Genomic DNA, 19,091 nt, shown 5'->3' on the forward strand with positions numbered 1-19,091 from the left:
AACTAATAATGGAAGGGATTAACAATAATGGATCAAAATGACCATAATGTAGAATTAACAGCCTCAGAAATTTCCCAACTTTGGATTTCTTACCAAAATGACTCAATGGCAATATGCGGAATAGAATATTTTTTGGCAAATTGTGAAGATGAACAAATTCGTTCGGTATTGGGATATGCTTTAGAAATATCAAAGGCACACGTTAAGAAAGTAACTAAAATCTTTAATAATGAAAACTATCCAGTTCCACAAGGGTTTACTGAACATGACGTGAATCTTGACGCCCCGCGTCTTTTTTCGGATAAACTTTACCTTGAATATATGACGAATATGGCAAACTTTGGATTGACCTCATATGGTTTGGCCGTATCACTTGCAGAAAGAACGGATATAATCGAATATTACAACGAATGTTTAAATGAAACACAAGACCTGCATAACAGTGCAAAGGAGTTAGCGAAAGAAAAAGGTATTTATGTGCGTGCTCCTCATATTGCGAAACCAGAGCAAATTGAGTTTGTAAAGAAGCAAAGTTTCTTGGCAGGTTGGTTCGGGGATCGGAGATCGCTACTAGGTATTGAAATAGCGAATCTAGTTTATAACGCCAAACGTAACGCTTTACTACAGGCTATTATTACAGGATTTAGTCAGGTTGCAAAGTCAAAAGAGGTTCGAAAGTACTTTGAAAGAGGAAGAGAAATTGCAGGAAAGCAACTTGAAATTTTTACCTCAATATTACATGACGATTATCTTTCTGGTGGGGGGGGCATTACTACTTACTTCCGAAGTTACCGATTCCAAGATAGCCCCTTTTTCAGATAAACTCATGATGTATCACATTAGCGCACTTATTGGGTCTGGAATCGGTCAATATGGAATTGCTATGTCGACGAGTCCTAGACATGATTTAGGCGTTCATTATACCCGTTTAATGGGTGAACTCGCCCATTTTTCTGACGACGGAGCAAACTTAATGATTAAAAATGGCTGGATGGAATATCCACCACAAGCACCACAAAGAAAAGACTTGGCAAAGTAGGTTAGGAAAATGATAAATGGAGAAAACAAACAATAAAAATAAAGTAGAAAAACTCTTATGGAGTATTGCCTTACCAGGTTTTGGACAAATCTTAAATGGAAAGTACCTCAAGGGTGTTCTATTAATTGCTTTAGAAATATTGGTTAATGTACAGGCGAATTTCAATTTAGCAATAATATACAGTTTCCATGGGGAAATAAAACAAGCAATAGAGGTAACAAATTATCAATGGCTTATGTTTTATCCATGTCTTTATATGTTTGCTATTTGGGATGCTTATAAAGATTCAGGAGGTGGGAAATCACCTTTCTCTTTTATACCCATTGTGTTTGCTGCATATTTTATAACGGTAGGCTTAATCTATTCCTCAACATTTAAAATTTTTGGGGTATTGATGGGACCAATATGGTTACCTATTATCTTTTTAGGAATAGGTTTATGTGTGGGGCTAGTTATTAGGGGATTTTTAATTAACATTTTTGAGTAACTAACAAATGAATATGATGAATTTCCGTACATTAAAATACCCGGTGGATACCGGGTTAATTTAGATGAAGATGGTATTTATAACAAAAAATATGTGCTGATTCAATAATTTAAGCAGTACTTTTTAGTTTAGACCTCCTCTCCATAAAAATAAAAATGTTAGTTATTAATTTGGATATTATCGCAATCAGAAGATATCCCAAGAAAAGATGAAAATAATTAGCGCCTTCATTTAATTTAAAAAAACCGAAAGTAGTCATTAGTGGTTTGAAAATAAAAGATAAAATCACGCAAAGTCCCGTGATATATAAATAATAGTTTTTCCCGTGGTTTAAGGTCCATTGATAAACCAACATATATACTACAGGAATCAAAGAAACGTCTAGAGCGAAATTTACAGGAAGAATAGGTAAAACCTTATATGGATAAAACCACAAGGCTTTACTTCCCCCAAAAGCGTCTATATAAGTAAACCATACATGTACATTATAACCAAAGAACCCTAATAAAAGCGCTTTTTTCTTATCAATTAAGATATAAAGTAGTATTAACGGGACTACAAGAAACCCTAAGTTTACCCAAAATTCCCATGTACTCCAATCCGAGTATTGTTGCCAGTATTCATACCATGCATCTGATTGTTCAAGTTGTGTTTTTTCTATATGTTCCTTTTGATTAAAGTCCATTTTCTTCTCCTTACCATGGAATATAGTGTTATTTTTCCTTTTAGGATTAAATTTGATACCTAAAGGAATTATATTTACAGGGTAAAAAGGGATATAAAGATAGAAACAATTAAATATACAGAAAATAAAAGAATTCGAATGGAGCCAATTGCTCATTCGAATTCTTTTTCCCTTTCAAAAAACAATATCTGATCTTAATTATGTATATTCATGCTGTCTTTTCTCTATATAGGAATTCTTTGAAAGGTACTATAACATATTCGACAACATGGGTATAGTTAATACCTCAAATATTATATCCATAATTATTAGAATCTTTTTGTATAATTATAATGGTATTTTAATTATATAGAAGATTGGTGTTGTAAAGATGATTGGTAAACAGATAAAGAAGTATCGGCTAGCCAAAAATATAACATTGTCTGAATTAGCAGAACAAGCAGGTGTAGCCAAATCATATATCAGTTCCCTTGAAAGGGGTATTCAATTAAATCCCTCAATTCACTTTCTGGCGAAAATATCAAATGTATTGGAGATACCGGTTGAAACATTATTACAACCAGAAGAGTCTCTCACCAATGAAATGGAATTAGAATGGAAGGTACTACTCAGAGATGCAATAAATTCTGGGATGACTAAAGAGCAATTCAGAGAATTTTTGGAGTTTAGAAAGTGGAAAAAAGACCATTAATAGTGGGGAGTTGTTTTCTAGGGGATAAGAGATTAAATGAATTAGACAAAAGATAATGAATATTTTGTTGGGGTAAAGAAAATTATGGAAGAGTAACACAATGATCATTCCGATTGTTTTTGATACTCTGCATTTTTATTTCTGGTTTCTTCTACCTATCTTGTTCCCTGATGTTTAGTATTATCATGTTTTTTTCGGAATAATTCTTGTTCGTTTTAAGATAATATATACGGAGATTTTAGTTATAGGGAGGTATTGAAGTGCAATTTAATGAAAATAACATTAGGCTTACCTCTGCAGAAATGTCCCAACTTTGGGGGGCATATATAAACGATAGTTTGGCTGTATGTGTTTTGAAGTACTTTTTAGAAAAGGTAGAAGATAAAGAAATTCGTCCAATCTTGGAGCAAACATTCGAATTATCTGAATCGCATTTAGAAAAACTAACTTCCATCTTTACAGTTGAGAATTTCCCGATTCCTCAAGGTTTTACTGATGAGGATATAAACATAAATGCCCCAAGACTGTATTCTGATACATACTTTTTAAAATATGTGTATCAAATGAGCCAGTTAGGACTAAATGCGTACAGTATTGCTTTACCGACTGTAACACGTGCTGATATTTTGGCTTATTTTTCTGAATGTCTTACCGAATTTATAGAACTTCACAAAATGACAACAAACTTATTACTGTCAAAAGGTCTTTATATTCGTCCACCTTATATACCTACACCAAAAGAAGTTGATTTTGTTAAAAGCAAAAGTTTTCTTGCCGGATGGTTAGGAGAGAGAAGACCTTTACTTGCATTAGAGATTTCAAACTTATTTAACAATATTCAACGAAATGCTCTGGGTGTTGCAACATTATTAGGATTCAGCCAAGTTGCAAATTCAAAAGAAGTTAGACAATATATGGTACATGGGAAAGAAATTGCTTCCAAACATGTTGAAATCTTTGGCTCGATTTTAAGGGAAGAAGATCTACCAGTTCCCATGACATGGGATAGCGAAGTTACAGATTCTACTGTTTCCCCATTTTCAGATAAACTTATGATGTTCCAAACAACTGCTTTAAATGGAATTGGTATGGGATATTATGGAGCAAGCATAGCGACTAGCCCAAGACATGACTTAGCAACGCATTACGCTCGTCTCTCATTCGAAATTGGGAAATATTCAGAAGAAGGAACAAAGATTATGTTTGAAAATGGTTGGTTTGAACAACCCCCACAGGCGATTGATCGGGATGAATTGGCAAAGAGAAAAAGTTAAAAACACTTCTAATCTTTGGGCACCGATACTTAAGGTGCCCTCTTTTGGGATAGTGGTAAGTATATTTATGATTTAAAGAGAGAGTGAAATAATGAAGGATTCAGTAAGATTTAGTGAACTTGAAAAGGCGCAAAAAACACTTAGCCATTTGAGGTTGGACTATTGGAGGGAAGAGGTACTTTATTCTTTTCAATGGTGGTTTCTCCTTATAAGTACTTTCGTAATTGGATACTTATGGTGGAAATTTGTTGATCGTTCAAGGTTAAGAAATATAGTTTTGCATGGATTTCTGACTTTATCTATAGTTATTTTCCTAGACGTTTTAGGTTCAGAGTTGCACCTTTGGGATTATCCAAAAATGGTTTTACCTTGGGGTTCAAGAATAATTTGTATAGATATTATAATTTCCTTGGTATTCATGATGTTATATCAACGTTTTAGAGTATGGAAAACGTATATTTTAATTTCTTTACTAATGGCTTTAACTTTTGCTTTTATACTTGAGCCGCTTGCAATTTTTATGAATATTTATAAACCATATGCTTGGAAATCAGTTTATTCTTTTCCAATTTATTTTTTATTATCAGTGTTCATAAAGTGGCTTGTAGACACGATACATAGAATAGAAACAAGGGAAAAATAGCACGATTCATCTACCATTTACCTAACTTAAGAAAATAAATATGAGTGAACTTAAAAATAACCGTGCGTAGATATCAAAATATGCCACTACTGCACGGTTATTGTTTGAGTAAGAAACATTTCATTTATTAAATTTTAAAAAAGGAAAACAGTAATCAAAACATTTTTATTTATTAAGAGGAAGGATAATACCAATAGTCGTTCCATTAGGAGAACTTGATATTTGTAACTTTCCATTATGGTTTTCAATGATATTATTGCATATCATCATTCCCAAGCCCGTTCCCTTTTCCTTAGTGGTAAAGAAAGGCTCCCAAATCCTTTTCAGAATTTCTGCTGGTATACCACTCCCTCGGTCAATTATGTGAATTAATATACTATCGTTGTCTCTTTTGAAAACCTTAATATAAATAGGTCCACCATTAGGCATTGCTTCAATAGAATTTTTGATAAAGTTAATGAAGACCTGCTTTAATTGATTTTCGTCACAACTGATCATACACGTATCCGTATTAATCTCTTTTTTTATTTCGATATTATGTAAGATGGCTTGGGTACTCATCAGAGAGATAACCTGTTCTATGATACTTTCAAGATTAATAAATTTATGTTTAGTGTTCTGTGGTTTAGATAGCAGGAGTAATTCAGTTAAAACTAATTCTATACGGTTAACCTCCGACAAAAGAACATCGAAGTACATTTTACTCCCAATCGATTCCCTATCCATTATTTGAAGAAACCCTTTTATTGCTGTTAAAGGATTTCTAACCTCGTGCGCAATTCCTGCAGCCAATTGTCCTGCTACATTTAACTTTTCAGAATTTAAAAGGAACTGTTCTGTTTTCTTTTTTTCACTAATATCCTTCATGATGACATGCATATCATTTTTCTCACCGTTATAAACCGGGAATGCTGTAAACTCTACATTAATAAATTTGCCGTCAACTCTACCGAAAATTTCTTCTATACGATAAATGGTCTCTCCCGCTTCTACTCTATTAATATAGTTCACGGAAATGTTACGTTTATCTGGATGAATAAAATCAATAACTGATTTACCTATTATTTCTTCCTTCTCTGAAATATTCAAAAATTTTAACCCTGTTTCGTTTATGTATTGTATCTTCCTGTTGCTTATAATAATCATGGCCTCTGATGACCGTTCAATAAAGTTAAAGTATCTTTCCTCTACTTTCTTTCGTTCTGTTATATTCTGCACTTGAATGATCAAGTACAAGGGATTTCCTTCATTACTTTGAACTAATGAGATACTTAATAAAGTCCAAATCCCATAATTATGCTTATGTAAAAGCCTTGTTTCTATTTGATGAGAAGATATCTTTCCCAATAAGAGTTGAGATATATAATCATCAAGTTTTACAAAATCCTCCGAAAACGTAATGTCCCGTAAAGTTAAGGAGATTAATTCATTTTCGGTAAATCCTAATATGTGACTTAAAGACGGGTTTACCTTTAAGATTCGTCCGATTGGATCAACTACCGCAGTGCCTATCATTGAAAAATTAAAAGCATGTGTGAAAATTGATCCATGTTTAAGTTCATTTTCTTGCATAATTTTACCCCCATTTAAATATTATTTTTAACAAAAAACAAACTATAGGCTTCTTTTTTGTTAATTCTAGTTTATTCCTCTTTTTCCAACTTTCAAGGATTTCTAGCCTTCATTGAATTAGTCCTTTATTGTTGGAATCTTTATTATGGGGGAAGGGTAATTTATTGGCTGCTGAATATAGTGTAAGGATATGTTAACCATCAATGCTACTCCGGATAAAGATATGAGTCTTATTTTTGGACAGTCTATTGATGAGAGGTTGAATAAAAGAGAAAAGAGATTGAAAAATATTTTCAAAAATACAAGGGATTTAAAAGGGAATAAGGAAATATACAGTGTCAGGAAAACCCCTTTCCCCTTAGGGCTTTCCAGATAGCCTCTTTGGTTTTAGACCGCTTTCTTGTGTATGCCTATATTATTGAATAAGGCCAGACAGTTATTCAACTGTTTGGTCTTTTCAGTCGGTGGTAAAAAGCCAAAAATCCAATCTATAATTTATTTCATTTCATAAGAGAAAATAGTAATGCTTGAAGATGATTAGATTCGCGCTATACTTTCATTAAATAACAAACTGGGGTGATAGTATGCGTTATCTGGGGATTACTTTTGACTTTGGTGACTACCATTATATTGCTGATGCATTGGAAGACCATGCAAAATATTTTAATAAGAAATCAAGTATGTATCTATTGGATGATATTGGGTTACTAGAATCATTTTTCAAGTTTATTGATCGTACTACTTTTAGTAGAGTGATTCTTTATGACTTTAAAGAATTAGGGAGTTGGGAGAATTTCAAGTATTTCTCAAGGCTATGCCGCTCTTATAATTTGGAATTTTCAATTTTAAAGCAGGACATCCATTCAGATGTAGCCATTGAGGTTGATTATTTATTAAATGTTATTTAAAAAAGGAACTTTATAAACCTTTCTAGTTATAATATCAAGTGGAAGATGGGTATGGAACTATTACAATGTTAAAACCTTCAGTGAAATAAAAGGTGACTAGTGAGAATATCAATACCTTAATTGAAGGGTCCTTCTAATGAAACAAAAAAGAATTGCTTCTTGGAATCAGTCCAGTGGTAATTCTTTTTTTTGCTAAAAATTATTATGCTACATTTCATCAAAATATCTTATTTCAAACTTTTCAGTTCTTGAAAGTTGAATTATTAATTCTTTATCAAATTCGTTAACAATAGGTTTATTTGTAAATATGTAATCAATTTCTGAAAGAGGAGAGTTGAGTAATTCCATTAGTTCGGTGCTTTGATTAAAGAAATCTAAAAACACTCCTAAAATTACATGGTGGATCTCTAAATTGTGTATCAATTCGTTGACACGATGAACCGCCTGTTCGGTACTTTCGCTTTGATCTGAATTATAATAAATAAATACATTTGCCACTTGTTTCACCTCGTTCTAGAGGGTATTGTAAAAAAGTAACTTAAATATTATAGCATGAAAATCAACAAAAGAACTACAAACTTTGTTATAATTATCCCATTAGGACAAGTGTTCGGAGGTGAGGAATATGTTATATAGATTTATTGACTTGTTTGCTGGTATCGGAGGTATTAGAACTGCCTTTGAACCCTATGGACATTGTGTTTTTAGTTGTGAGTGGGACGTGAAGGCTCAGGAAACATATGAAGCAAATTTCGGTGAAAAACCAGTTGGTGATATTAGAAGTGTAAATGAAAAAGAAATTCCTGATCATGATATATTGCTTGCAGGTTTTCCATGTCAACCGTTTAGTATTGCAGGAGTTTCTAAGAAGCAATCATTAGGACGGCAGCATGGTTTTTTAGACGAGACACAAGGGACTCTATTTTTTGATATTGCTCGAATAATAAAAGAAAAACAGCCTCAAGCCTTTCTACTGGAAAATGTAAAGAATTTAAGAAGTCACGATAAGGGTAAAACATTTAAGGTAATAATTAATGTATTAGAAGAACTAGGTTATACAGTTTATTCAGAGGTATTAAATGCGAAAGGACTAGTACCGCAGAACCGTGAACGTATTTATATTGTAGGCTTTAAAAAGCCTTTGAAATTTGAATTTCCTCAGGTTCCTAAAGAAGGTCCTTCTCTACAAACAATTCTAGAGGAAGATGTAGACGAAAAATACACCTTATCGGATAAACTTTGGGATTATCTTCAAGCATATAAAGAAAAACATGCAAAAAAGGGAAATGGATTTGGCTACGGCCTTGCTGATCTAAACTCTTACAGTAGAACTTTAAGTGCAAGATACTATAAGGATGGAAGTGAGATTCTCATTCCTCAAGGAGAGGGAAAAAATCCAAGAAGACTGACCCCACGCGAATGTGCGCGCTTGCAAGGGTTTCCAGAAACGTTTAAGATTGTAGTAAGTAACACTGCTGCTTACAAACAGTTCGGTAATAGCGTTGCAGTACCTGTTGTTCGGCTGATTGCTGAAAAGATGGTACAAGCAATTGAGCGTGAAGAAATACTACAAGTCGTGGAAGAGGGTCGAGTCGAGTATGCAACAAAATGAGTCAGAAAAACTCACGAATGCAATTGAGGCGGCCAAGTCTATTGGTCGCTTTTATTGTAAATTCATATCTGCAAATGATGTAGATCTAACAGGTGCCCATCAAGTAGGGCTTTACATTGCAAAACAAGCATGGAATATCTTCTTTGAAGAAAAAGGTGTAAAAGGAGAAAACAAAGACAAATACATTAAAGTTCACCTTGACGGATATTATCCATATGAAAGCCGTGTAATATATTATGGCAGAGGGACAAGAAACGAATACCGTATTACTCGTTTTTGGACCAATTCACCATTTGAGAAAGCAGAACAAGTGGGTAACTTGATTATCTTCATGCCGATGGATCAAGAGAACTTCAAAGTCTATATTTTAGATACTGAAGATGAGATTGAAAAATTCATAGATTCCTTCTCCCTGTCCCTTATCGTATTGTCAAAACTTTTATAGTAAATAGGTTATTAAATCCTATCTGAGAGGGCTTTATAAGCAAAAAAATTGCCACCCCCTGAATTCTAAGGATAATTGAGGTTACGACACTCTCAACAACCTAGAAAAGGAAGTGACAATTTGTACCCTCAAATTATAACCTATTTATTAACTTTTATAAACTATCAAGAACAACTAGATTGAGTCAAGTTTTTGTGGGAGTTTTTTTAGCTCCCTTTTTTATAAAGTAAAACCTCTAAGTTTGTATCCGCTTTCCAATTGGTTTTGTTCTTCCAACTGTTGATTCTCTCATTTTTTAAAAACCTTTTAATCCCTGTAAGGCAAAGTGAACGGGTTTTCCAATCGCTTGATTTAAGTATGGCATGTTCTGACGCACGGTTTCTGTTACTAATTTTGTGGGTATTTTTCTTTTCGCTCGATGCTCTTTCTTTGATTTTTCCGTGGCTTTTTCCCATTTCCCATATATCGTTTGGATGGATAGGTCATCCTTCAATCCAATCCACAAGCGCGCCATGCTCATGACCCCTTTTTTGCTCCATGCTCTTCCATTCTTTAATCGTTTGGCTAATTGATTCATCATCGCCTCTGCACTTCCCATTGGACGATACGCTGTCGTGTCCACACCTTTTTCCTGTAACCAACTACGGTAATCTTTTATGGTTTCCTGATGATGCGTTAAAAAGCCGAGGAAATGTGCTAGTTTTTCTTCTTCTTCTGGTGTATCCATTGTTCCTACTGCGCTATTCAACTCTAGAAGTAATGTTTCTACCTGGTAGTTTTTTAACGCTCTTTTCATGTAGCGGTATCGAGGATGGCTCTTCATTAGTTGCTTCATCGAACGAGCGACATGAAAACGGTCCATGGTGAAAAAGGCGCGTTCCCGAAAATACTCCCGACATGCCGTTATCCAGCCTGCTCCATCACCATTAATAATAAGCAAGGTTTGGGTAGGATCATACGCATAATGATTCTGTAAGAACGTTTCAAAGGCTTCCCAAAAGGGTTCTTTTCCTTCATAAAGAAAATGCCTTTTATTTCGGAGCCTGATTCGCTTTCCGTTTTCTTTCCATCCCTCATGTACAGCGGCGAATTTCAACTCCCATCCACGCTTTTTCTTTTCTTGACTCTTCACATATAATCCATCTACTTCGACAAACAACACCTTTTGAAAAGGACGTTTTTCCTTAGCGGGAAGTACGCTTGTTTGAAGAAGATGTTGCCGTAATGCTTCGTGGCTCATCGCCGAATAGCCTAAAAATTGTTCGAACGTTTCCACCGCCTTTCGATAGGAGGAACCATTTGTCGCTAATTCTAGCCCCCATTCTTCTAATAGTGGACTAAACCCTTTATTCCCTTGAAACTGTAAATAATGATCTAACAGACAAATATATTTTTTGGTTACACGATCGAAATAATAATTACGCTTCAGCTCCACAGCTCCAAACGCTGTATCTAATCGTATTTCTCGTTTATCTCGTAAAGCAAATCTTCTTTTGTCTCGTTGCTTGGCAATCTCTTGATCCCAATTTTCTAACGTTTGAATAAGGATTTCTTGAAACGTCATTTGTAGTGTTCGAAATAAAGTTTTTTCCAATTCTTTTAATGATGGCATTTTTATGTTACATTGATTCATGAGAGCCTCTCCTTTTCGTAGTTTTCTAGTCAAACTCTACTTTACAAAAGGAAGCTCTCTTTTTTAATACTTAATTTTTTCCAGCTACCGCGCTTTCGCTTGGTGGCCTTTTTGTCTAGTTGGGGGACTCGTCCCCCAACTAGACAAAAAGGATATTTATTCTCCCACAAACATTTTACTCATACGAACAACTAATTCGAACATTGCTTACTTTATTGATTGGTAAGAGTATGTTTGATAAGCCTACTGAACAGCCAGTAAATAAACCATATCGAAAACTTCAAGTGGACGACCTTCCGGTCATTGAAGTTCTGGAACAGCTTGATTATCGAGTTCTTCTTAGTGAATATCTAGAGAAGAACGGGAAACCACTTAAACCTGTTCAAAGGCGTAAGAATGCAAAAGTTTCCGTACCTAAAGCCATGAACTGTCCAAAGTGTGGTGCTCCATCGGATTATCTTTATGCCAACAATGGAGATAAAGGTCAGTATCAATGCAAGGTGTGTACAGAACTTTTCAGTGAAAAGAACCGTTACTCTAAGGAGGCCATCCTGAAGTGTCCTCATTGTTCCAAGACTCTCGAGAAAATAAAAGAAAGAAAAGATTTTCACGTGTTTAAGTGCAAGAACAATGACTGTTCTTATTATCAAAAGAAGCTCAATGGGATGACTTCAAAAGAAAAGAAAAGGTTCAAAAAGGACCCTCAAGCATTTAAATTAAGATACATTTTCCGTCAGTTTTATATCGATTTCCAGCCGTTATCCAAGGAATCACCAGAACTGCCGGCCGTGGACTTATCAAAGATTTATGCATCCCCACATACATTAGGATTGATCCTAACCTATCATGTAAACTATGGCCTTTCGGCCCGTAAAACAGCTGCGATTATGCAGGACGTACACGGAGTGATGATTTCACATCAGACTGTATTGAACTACGAAAATAGCGTAGCTTTATTACTTAAACCTTATGTGGATCACTATCCCTATGAACTTTCAGACCAATTCTGCGGTGATGAAACGTATATCAGAGTAAACGGTCGATGGCATTATTTATTTTTCTTTTTTGACGCCGTGAAAAAGATTATTCTTTCGTATCCGGTGTCGCCTAATCGAGACACAGCAACAGCCATTCGAGCAATTGATGAGGTCTTAATCAAGATGAAAGAGATTCCAGAAAATCTGACCTTTGTGGTAGACGGGAATCCAATCTATCTTTTAGCCCAACATTTCTTCGCTCAACATGGGATTTCATTCGATGTGAAGCAGGTCATTGGATTAACCAATGAGGACCCTGTTTCGACCGAATATAGACCACTGAAACAAATAATTGAGAGACTTAACCGCACCTTTAAGGGCAGTTATCGCTCCACTCATGGATTCGGCTCTGAACATGGTTCCATTTCATACGTCACCTTATTTACGGCCTACTTTAACTTTTTGCGTCCGCATGCCGCCTTAGAAGGAAAAGTGCCCGTAGTGAATCCAGAACTCAAGGGGCTTCCAACAATGCCAGCACGTTGGACAAAGCTCATTGGATTAGCACAACAATGGATAGTAGAACAAAGACAAGCCTAACTTTTTGTTTAGCTGAGCCCTTAAGCTAATTCAGCAATCGGCGGAGCGAACTCTTGACAAACCGAACTTGCCAATGGTTTAAAATGGAAACAACCAAGGGCTTATTTGGTATGCCTTCTTTTGTTCCCTTCGCCCTTGTTAAACAATCCTCAAACCATTGGCGTGTTTGTCAAGAGCGATTGCGGCGCATCTCCATCCAGTAAATAGGAGAGAAACTAACCCTTTAGGTAGTTTTCATAAATCTTTTGACACTACCTCCCTTATGGACAATAACGCGGTTTACAATGGGGGAAAAGTTAAGGACATAGATTTATCTAAAAAGTTAGAAAAGGAAATAGAAGAAGTAGTCTATGTGTTTGAGGACTTCCCTGAAACAATTAAACTTGCAGAATTAGCCAGACAAATACATTACCATGTATATAAAAAGAAAAGTTTTCCACCCGATACTATGATTCTTGAGTGGGTAAAGACTGAATACAGTGTATTTAGAGCAATTGAAAGAAATTTGTATAAAAATAATTTATCCTATGATGATATTGATCCACTAATTGCGTTTGCTAGTAGTGCCTTAAATCGAAGAAAGAGTAGAGCAGGAAAGTCTTTGGAACATCATGTTGATTTCTTATTTTCTTCTTATCGTATTCCGTTTAGCCATCCCGGTCGGTCTGAAGGTAATAAAAAGCCTGATTTCTTACTTCCATCAAATGCAGCCTATGCTGATAAGTCATTCCTTGATAGCGACTTAATTTTTCTAGGTGCGAAAACTACTTGTAAGGATAGATGGAGACAGATTCTGAACGAAGCGAACAGAATCGATGAGAAACACTTATTGACACTTCAACAGGGAATATCCCCTAACCAGTTAGATGAAATGGCAGATGAAAAAGTTACGTTAGTTGTACCTAAGCCCTACCACTCATTATATCCAGCAAAATATCAGAATAGATTATGGACCGTTGAAAAATTTATTCACTATGCAGAAGAAAAATATTCTTTATAATAGACCCTTCGGGTCTTTTTGTCTTAAACAGGGGTAAAATTAGGGTTAGAATAGGCCTGTAATCAAAGTTAGTGTATGAACTAAGTTGTAGTAAGGACTCATTATTGAGTTTCTTATAAATCGGGTAATGGTATAATCTTAATAGAGTCATAGTTAGAAATGCAAAGATTCTTCCTCAACCGCAACCGCTATTAATTGATATTTGGAGAGATTAGGTATGGACGTAGTTAAGCATAAGAAAACAGGACAAATTTATTCGGCTTATCAAGTTCAAAATATGTCTGAAGAAAAACAACTAGAATTAAAGGGTTTAATTATTTGTAGAGAATGTGGAAAAGATGCTTGGTTTCGAAAAAAATCAGTAGATGGTAAGGAACCCTGTTTTTCAGCAAAGCATGATATAGACTGTAATTTAAAGAAGTCGAATACTTCTTCAAATAAAAAGGAGAACAGAGTATCTCAAAATAAAAGAGAGGCAGATACAAATGATATAGGAATCTTGTTTAAGGATTACTTTAGTAACGCTTCTCTTGCTGGAGATGATAACGAAGAATCTGATGTTTTTGGAAAAACAGGTGATAGTAAAAATATTTATGATAAAGATCCGACAAAAACTGTACAGAAAACATGGACGCTTAAAAGGATATTAGACTGTGCTATAAATAATAATCTTGATAAGCAAGGATTTTCATTGGAAATAGATAATAAGATAATTCCTCTTGAAAAAATGGTCAGTTCTTGGGATGGAGTTACTAAACAACAAAATGGTGTTCAAGGTTTCTTTTGGGGATATCTTCAAAGTTCGGATAACGAAATATGGCTAAATTCTGATAAGAAATATCCCTATAATAGTTTCAGCATTAAGTTAAATGAACAGGTCAAAAAAAGATTTTGGTTAAGTATGGGTAAAATTAAGGGGAATTGGAAAAATGGTGTGCCCGCTATAGTATTCGGAGAACTCAAGTGGGTTCAATCAGGTAAAATTTATGTAGAGATCAATGACCTTACAAGATTGTATATTAATCGTAGAGTATATAAATCTAATAGCAACTAATCTAATTAACTTATTTTAATTACTTTTAGTTACTCATCGGGGTGAAAAACTTGCTATACTACATTTTTACAATAATTGGATTATCTTTGTTAGGGTTTAGTTTAATAATCCGTAATTCAATAAAGGAAGTAAATAATCAAAGGGAAGCCTATGAGTATCTTAATAAATTTCGTGAATATGGTAATAGTCTATTAATTGAAAAAGAGAACTATCAGTTATATGAATGGTTAACCATGAAAGCACCAAAAATGCAGGATAAGGTTGGAGAACTAGGGATTGCAAGAGGATTCATTCCACCTTTTTCTGGTATTCAGTATAGAACATATCAAATAATAATTAACGCTTTACCTACTTTGAGGGATGAAGCAAGAAGTCCAATTCGAGGATTTAATAGTCTTCAAAATAGCATAATGCATAATTATCTTTCTATGATTGACGATGTCTTGTTAAGATATATAGGTGTTGTAGAAAATAATATCGAAAAGTTAAAGGGGCAAGCAAAGAACCCCTTTGTATGGTTAAGAGAAGGGGTTCAGTTTTTTGTGCATCTGCCTATTCTCTTATTATACTGGACTGGACTAATTAAGTACGGCACGTATTATAGGATTTCAAATAATATAATTGTAAAAATCATAAATTTCCTCGTTATAGTAATTGGTTTGATTAGTTCAATAATCACTATTGTAACAGGCTATAATCCTTTTACAGAGATTTTAAGTAAATATGTAAAATGACAACCAAACTATAACTGGCAGCAGGGAAGCCTGCTGTTCTTTTTTATGGAAGGTAAAGGGTGTATATTTATGGAATGAAGGTTTTTTGTCATTTCTTGTAGAATTCTAATATAGGCATTATTAAATAAGTTTTAAGGAGTTTAGTCGTGTATATTTCAAAGTTGAGTGTAAAGAACTATAGAAATTTTGGTGAAGAGAAATTTACGATTCCGCTGAAACCATTTACTGCTATTATTGGAGAGAATAATATAGGGAAGTCAAATCTTATTGATTGCATAGGTTTGGTCTTAAGTCAGGATATCACTATGTTCAAGAAAAGGTTTTTAGACATTGATGATATAAATTCAAAAACAAAAGAGAACTTTAAAAAATCCATTGTAAGAGTTATTGACGAAGAAACCATTGATGATTCTGAAATGAAGTTTCCTGAAGTTAAGGTCGAATTAATATTAGATGAATTAGACGATGATCAACTTGCTGTTGTAGGGGATTGGTTTTATGAAAAGACATTTACTAAGGCCAAATTAACTTATTGGTTTAAACCTAGGGCTGGTTTTAAAAGACAAGAATGGATTGAAAGGCAAGTTGCCAATTTGAGGGAACTATTAAGTGAAGGTAAGGTGAAAAAAGAAGAATTATATAATCATGTTGAATTCCCTATCGATCAATATGAATATGTAATTTTTGGTGGAAATAACCCTACTAATAAATGTGACCCATACTTCTTAAAAATGTTAAAATTAGAGGTTTTAGACGCTCTACGTGATGCAAAAAAGGAACTAGTAGCAAACGGGGAATATAAATTATTATATCGTATTTTAAATAAAAATTATGCAAATGATTTTATTGAGGTCCAATCAATTCTTGGGGAATTAAATCAGAAATTAAAAGAAAATAAAAAATTAGATTCTATTAAGAGGGAACTAACTACATATTTAGACAGGGTTTCTTTATCTAACCCATCGGAATTAAACAGTATTGACTTTAATTTCTCTTCTCCAGAGGTTAATGAAATATTAAAGAAATTAAGTATTGTGTATGGAGAGAATCCTGTTTCAATTGAAAGAAATGGATTGGGTAAGAATAATTTATTATTTATTTCTCTTGTACTCTCGCATCTAGCGTCTCAGGCGGATGATAAGACAAAATTAGCGTTTAGAGTTATTGGGATAGAAGAGCCTGAGGCACATTTACACCCACATTTACAAACACATCTGGCGAAAAATTTAAGTAAGGTTAATAGTATTGGGAGCAAAGAGGATAAAAAGAAGGATGATAAAGAGGAAAAGAAGAAGGATACCCAGATTATCATTACATCTCACTCCACTAATATAACTACCTCAATTGATTTAAATAACCTAGTTATTCTTTACAAAGATAAGGTACAGATAAAGTATCATTATATCCTTGATGGTTTTTCAGATAAAAAAGAAGGACAAGACCATATTAAGTATTTGAAAAAATATCTAGATGCAACAAATTCATCTATGTTTTATGCAAGGAGACTTATCCTTGTTGAGGGAATATCTGAGCAAATATTGGTTCCATTATTCTTTGAAATGCACCAAAAGAAAACGTTAGAAAGTATTGGCTCTAACATAATCAATGTTAATGGGGTTGCTTTTAAGCATTTTCTAGAAATAATAAAAAACGGATACTTTATTAAGTGTGGTGTACTAACCGATAAAGATGCGGGAAAGAAAACGGAAAAACGGGCTGAAAAACTAAAAGAGCACTATAAGGTTAATAAGGATGTAATTGCCATTGAAATCAACGATGACACATTTGAAAAAGAGATAATAAAGTATAATGATAAGGGCAAGGGAAGGGAGTTGTTGTTAAGGGTTTTTAAACAACTTCACCCTATAAAATATAAAGAAGTAGAGAAGAATTGGACAAAACAGATTGACATGAAGACTTACTTCGAAAACATAGAAAATGATAAATCTGATTTTGCATTTGCTTTACATGAAGAACTATTAAAAGATAGTACAGGCTTTAAAATTCCTGATTATATAGTTTCTATCTTCAAGTTTATTATGGGGGAAGAAAATGAAGAGAAAACTAAATAATTCGTTGATAATTGCTGCTGCTGGATCAGGTAAAACCACAGAGTTAGTAAAGCAAATAATTCAAAAGGCAAATGAATTACCGAATGATAAGTATTTGGCAGTTATAACCTATACGAATTCTGCCACAAATGAGATTTTAGAGAGGTTACAAAAAAAGGTATCAATTCAACCAAATATTTTTGTAGGAACAATACATAGTTTCCTTATTAAGTTCCTAATAAAACCCTATGGGAAGGTTTTAAGACTAGTTCCAAATGAACTGATTATTACAGATTATGAAATTAAGGTTAATAACTCTTCAAAAAATCCATTTGTCGAGAAAAATATGATAGTTAATCGACTTTCTGAGAAAGGAGTTCTGACCTACGATTATATAGTTACTCTTTCGAAAAAAATACTGGAGAACGAGGAAGTAAAAAAGCGTTTTTGCAACAGAATAAGGTATCTATTTGTAGATGAGTTTCAGGACTCTACAAATACCCAGTTTGAAATTTTTGATACCTTAAGAAAGGGGAAGAATTCTGAAGTCATACTAGTTGGTGACCCAGAACAACGCATAATGAATTTTAGGAACAAGCCCCGAAAAAGGAAAGGCTCCACAGGGGCTAAGAAAGTTCCTTTGCACCCAATAGATGCATTGCAAAATAAAAAAGTTTATTCCATTAGTAAGTTAAATTGCAATTACAGATCGAGCGAAACAATTGTGAATTTTATTAATCATTTTCATTCCAGTATTCAACAAGAATGGGCAAATAAAGAGAGTACCTCTAAGAATCCAGTCATGTTCATTCCATCAACTAAATTAAAGACGATTATATCTGATTTTAACAATTTATGCGTAAATAAAAGTTATTGTAAAGTGGTTCCTAAAACAAGATTTTTTTTAGCGCATGAAAATAAAGTTTACAAAAATTATAGAAAAGTAGACTTCAGCCACAAATCGAAAGAAAATTTGCCGTTGTTCACATGTGTTTTTGAGTTTTTGTCGGCTTTTTATAATATAAAAAAGGATCAGTTACCTCAAACGTTAGAATTGGAAGAAATTGAACTAAGGAAGAAATGTCTTTTATTGTTTTATGAGATTAATTACAATATAAACTTCGATTTGGAAGATTTTGCAGACTTTGTAGAGTCTACATTTAATCGCAAGAGGCAAGAAACAGACGAGGAAGTTAAGTTCAATATAAAAGAAAGAACAAAAAGATTAGTAGACGAACTCTCAAATAGGACGATTCCCGATAATGAGGATTTGTCTAAAGAATTAGAGGAATACCACGATTCTTTTCTTACAATCCATAAATCAAAAGGTCTACAGGCCGATGCAGCACTAGTTATCGCAAAAAATGAAAAGGAACTATTAATGTGGCTGGAAGATGACAAGGAGAAAAGGCTTCTCGATCAACAGGATAAATGCAGATTGGGATATGTAGCATTCAGTAGACCGAAAGAGTTTCTTTGTATTGCGTGTCTTACCCTTATTAGCGAATCAACACAGAAATTGCTTAATAAATTTAATGTTAACCATTATTCACCATCAGAAGAACAAGTCCAAAATACACTTCAGACATTATAATCTGTATTCAGACTCTTGCCACTAGTAAGGACTAAATCAAAACGCTTAGATAAATTTAGTAAACTAAGCGTTTTTTTATGGTAAAAAGGTTT

At 33.9% G+C, this 19,091-nt stretch carries 19 protein-coding genes; 15 read left to right on the forward strand and 4 right to left on the reverse strand.

Translation table 11 applies throughout. From position 1 onward, the window contains the following. Window positions 1-27: 27 nt before the first annotated feature. From NKG37_RS07515 to NKG37_RS07525, 3 genes are read left to right on the forward strand one after another with little or no spacing between them, the layout of a single operon-like run. Entirely contained in the window at window positions 28-822 is a 795-nt protein-coding gene (locus tag NKG37_RS07515; protein WP_254416036.1) for a DUF3231 family protein, read from the forward strand. Window positions 823-826: 4 nt separating this feature from the next. Then, complete coding sequence (locus NKG37_RS07520) at window positions 827-1,039, forward strand: DUF3231 family protein (RefSeq protein ID WP_254416037.1); 213 nt, start codon at window positions 827-829, stop codon at window positions 1,037-1,039. A 16-nt stretch (window positions 1,040-1,055) separates the two neighbouring features. Continuing rightward, complete coding sequence (locus NKG37_RS07525) at window positions 1,056-1,526, forward strand: hypothetical protein (RefSeq protein ID WP_169187644.1); 471 nt, start codon at window positions 1,056-1,058, stop codon at window positions 1,524-1,526. A 109-nt stretch (window positions 1,527-1,635) separates the two neighbouring features. Here the strand turns inward: NKG37_RS07525 and NKG37_RS07530 are convergent, their stop codons facing one another. Further along, window positions 1,636-2,211, reverse strand: coding sequence for a CBO0543 family protein (locus NKG37_RS07530; RefSeq protein ID WP_169187645.1), 576 nt, complete (start codon window positions 2,209-2,211; stop codon window positions 1,636-1,638). A gap of 370 nt (window positions 2,212-2,581) precedes the next feature. Between NKG37_RS07530 and NKG37_RS07535 the strand changes: the two genes are divergently transcribed. The 3 genes from NKG37_RS07535 to NKG37_RS07545 all read left to right on the forward strand — a co-directional run bounded on the left by NKG37_RS07535 (window position 2,582) and on the right by NKG37_RS07545 (window position 4,819). Next, the gene (locus NKG37_RS07535) at window positions 2,582-2,902 is read left to right on the forward strand and encodes a helix-turn-helix domain-containing protein (RefSeq protein ID WP_098798128.1); all 321 of its coding nucleotides are present in this window, start codon (window positions 2,582-2,584) and stop codon (window positions 2,900-2,902) included. A 260-nt stretch (window positions 2,903-3,162) separates the two neighbouring features. Continuing rightward, window positions 3,163-4,176: a DUF3231 family protein gene (locus tag NKG37_RS07540; RefSeq protein WP_098798127.1), complete on the forward strand. Its 1,014-nt coding sequence runs from the start codon at window positions 3,163-3,165 to the stop codon at window positions 4,174-4,176. A gap of 91 nt (window positions 4,177-4,267) precedes the next feature. Then, window positions 4,268-4,819 (forward strand): CBO0543 family protein, encoded by a 552-nt coding sequence (locus NKG37_RS07545; protein ID WP_098798126.1) that lies wholly within the window; start codon window positions 4,268-4,270, stop codon window positions 4,817-4,819. A gap of 165 nt (window positions 4,820-4,984) precedes the next feature. Here NKG37_RS07545 and NKG37_RS07550 read toward each other — a convergent pair whose 3' ends face one another. Continuing rightward, window positions 4,985-6,391 carry a PAS domain S-box protein gene (locus NKG37_RS07550; protein ID WP_254416038.1) on the reverse strand — a complete coding sequence of 469 codons (1,407 nt, stop codon included), beginning with the start codon at window positions 6,389-6,391 and terminating at the stop codon, window positions 4,985-4,987. Between the two features lie 584 nt (window positions 6,392-6,975). On the opposite strand from NKG37_RS07550, the gene NKG37_RS07555 reads away from it, so the two are divergent. Further along, on the forward strand, window positions 6,976-7,299 hold the full coding sequence (locus NKG37_RS07555) for a hypothetical protein (RefSeq protein WP_169187647.1): 324 nt from the start codon (window positions 6,976-6,978) through the stop codon (window positions 7,297-7,299). Between the two features lie 207 nt (window positions 7,300-7,506). Here NKG37_RS07555 and NKG37_RS07560 read toward each other — a convergent pair whose 3' ends face one another. Then, window positions 7,507-7,806: a hypothetical protein gene (locus NKG37_RS07560; protein ID WP_254416039.1), complete on the reverse strand. Its 300-nt coding sequence runs from the start codon at window positions 7,804-7,806 to the stop codon at window positions 7,507-7,509. Between the two features lie 118 nt (window positions 7,807-7,924). On the opposite strand from NKG37_RS07560, the gene dcm reads away from it, so the two are divergent. Beyond that, complete coding sequence (gene dcm / locus NKG37_RS07565; protein WP_107921316.1) at window positions 7,925-8,911, forward strand: DNA (cytosine-5-)-methyltransferase; 987 nt, start codon at window positions 7,925-7,927, stop codon at window positions 8,909-8,911. After that, window positions 8,898-9,356, forward strand: coding sequence for an EcoRII N-terminal effector-binding domain-containing protein (locus NKG37_RS07570; protein WP_169187648.1), 459 nt, complete (start codon window positions 8,898-8,900; stop codon window positions 9,354-9,356). The genes dcm and NKG37_RS07570 overlap by 14 nt, the downstream gene beginning before the upstream one ends. A gap of 295 nt (window positions 9,357-9,651) precedes the next feature. Here NKG37_RS07570 and NKG37_RS07575 read toward each other — a convergent pair whose 3' ends face one another. Beyond that, window positions 9,652-10,968, reverse strand: coding sequence for an ISLre2 family transposase (locus NKG37_RS07575; protein ID WP_254415264.1), 1,317 nt, complete (start codon window positions 10,966-10,968; stop codon window positions 9,652-9,654). A gap of 251 nt (window positions 10,969-11,219) precedes the next feature. Here NKG37_RS07575 and NKG37_RS07580 point away from each other — a divergent pair, with 251 nt between their 5' ends. The 6 genes from NKG37_RS07580 (at window position 11,220) to NKG37_RS07605 (ending at window position 18,999) form a co-directional block, all read left to right on the forward strand. Then, entirely contained in the window at window positions 11,220-12,566 is a 1,347-nt protein-coding gene (locus tag NKG37_RS07580; RefSeq protein WP_254416383.1) for a DDE-type integrase/transposase/recombinase, read from the forward strand. Between the two features lie 157 nt (window positions 12,567-12,723). Beyond that, window positions 12,724-13,566: a type II restriction endonuclease gene (locus NKG37_RS07585; protein ID WP_254416040.1), complete on the forward strand. Its 843-nt coding sequence runs from the start codon at window positions 12,724-12,726 to the stop codon at window positions 13,564-13,566. A 217-nt stretch (window positions 13,567-13,783) separates the two neighbouring features. Then, entirely contained in the window at window positions 13,784-14,620 is an 837-nt protein-coding gene (locus NKG37_RS07590) for a hypothetical protein (protein ID WP_169187650.1), read from the forward strand. Window positions 14,621-14,670: 50 nt separating this feature from the next. Beyond that, complete coding sequence (locus tag NKG37_RS07595; RefSeq protein WP_224428463.1) at window positions 14,671-15,354, forward strand: hypothetical protein; 684 nt, start codon at window positions 14,671-14,673, stop codon at window positions 15,352-15,354. Between the two features lie 146 nt (window positions 15,355-15,500). After that, window positions 15,501-17,426, forward strand: a complete 1,926-nt coding sequence (locus NKG37_RS07600) for an ATP-dependent nuclease (RefSeq protein ID WP_254416041.1) — start codon at window positions 15,501-15,503, stop codon at window positions 17,424-17,426. Next, a complete protein-coding gene (locus NKG37_RS07605; protein WP_224428461.1) occupies window positions 17,407-18,999 on the forward strand; it encodes a UvrD-helicase domain-containing protein in 1,593 nt (530 codons plus the stop codon). The genes NKG37_RS07600 and NKG37_RS07605 overlap by 20 nt, the downstream gene beginning before the upstream one ends. Window positions 19,000-19,091: the final 92 nt, after the last annotated feature.

The sequence above is a fragment of the Niallia sp. RD1 genome (assembly GCF_024219955.1).
In the GTDB taxonomy this organism is placed as follows: domain Bacteria; phylum Bacillota; class Bacilli; order Bacillales; family Cytobacillaceae; genus Niallia; species Niallia alba.

Bases quoted from the DNA above. Each gene is read 5' to 3' on its own strand.
- NKG37_RS07515 (WP_254416036.1), top strand. From the start codon at position 28: ATGGATCAAAATGACCATAATGTAGAATTAACAGCCTCAGAAATTTCC.
- NKG37_RS07520 (WP_254416037.1), top strand. From the start codon at position 827: ATGATGTATCACATTAGCGCACTTATTGGGTCTGGAATCGGTCAATAT.
- NKG37_RS07525 (WP_169187644.1), top strand. From the start codon at position 1,056: ATGGAGAAAACAAACAATAAAAATAAAGTAGAAAAACTCTTATGGAGT.
- NKG37_RS07530 (WP_169187645.1), bottom strand. From the start codon at position 2,211: ATGGACTTTAATCAAAAGGAACATATAGAAAAAACACAACTTGAACAA.
- NKG37_RS07535 (WP_098798128.1), top strand. From the start codon at position 2,582: ATGATTGGTAAACAGATAAAGAAGTATCGGCTAGCCAAAAATATAACA.
- NKG37_RS07545 (WP_098798126.1), top strand. From the start codon at position 4,268: ATGAAGGATTCAGTAAGATTTAGTGAACTTGAAAAGGCGCAAAAAACA.
- NKG37_RS07550 (WP_254416038.1), bottom strand. From the start codon at position 6,391: ATGCAAGAAAATGAACTTAAACATGGATCAATTTTCACACATGCTTTT.
- NKG37_RS07555 (WP_169187647.1), top strand. From the start codon at position 6,976: ATGCGTTATCTGGGGATTACTTTTGACTTTGGTGACTACCATTATATT.
- dcm (WP_107921316.1), top strand. From the start codon at position 7,925: ATGTTATATAGATTTATTGACTTGTTTGCTGGTATCGGAGGTATTAGA.
- NKG37_RS07570 (WP_169187648.1), top strand. From the start codon at position 8,898: ATGCAACAAAATGAGTCAGAAAAACTCACGAATGCAATTGAGGCGGCC.
- NKG37_RS07575 (WP_254415264.1), bottom strand. From the start codon at position 10,968: ATGCCATCATTAAAAGAATTGGAAAAAACTTTATTTCGAACACTACAA.
- NKG37_RS07580 (WP_254416383.1), top strand. From the start codon at position 11,220: ATGTTTGATAAGCCTACTGAACAGCCAGTAAATAAACCATATCGAAAA.
- NKG37_RS07590 (WP_169187650.1), top strand. From the start codon at position 13,784: ATGGACGTAGTTAAGCATAAGAAAACAGGACAAATTTATTCGGCTTAT.
- NKG37_RS07605 (WP_224428461.1), top strand. From the start codon at position 17,407: ATGAAGAGAAAACTAAATAATTCGTTGATAATTGCTGCTGCTGGATCA.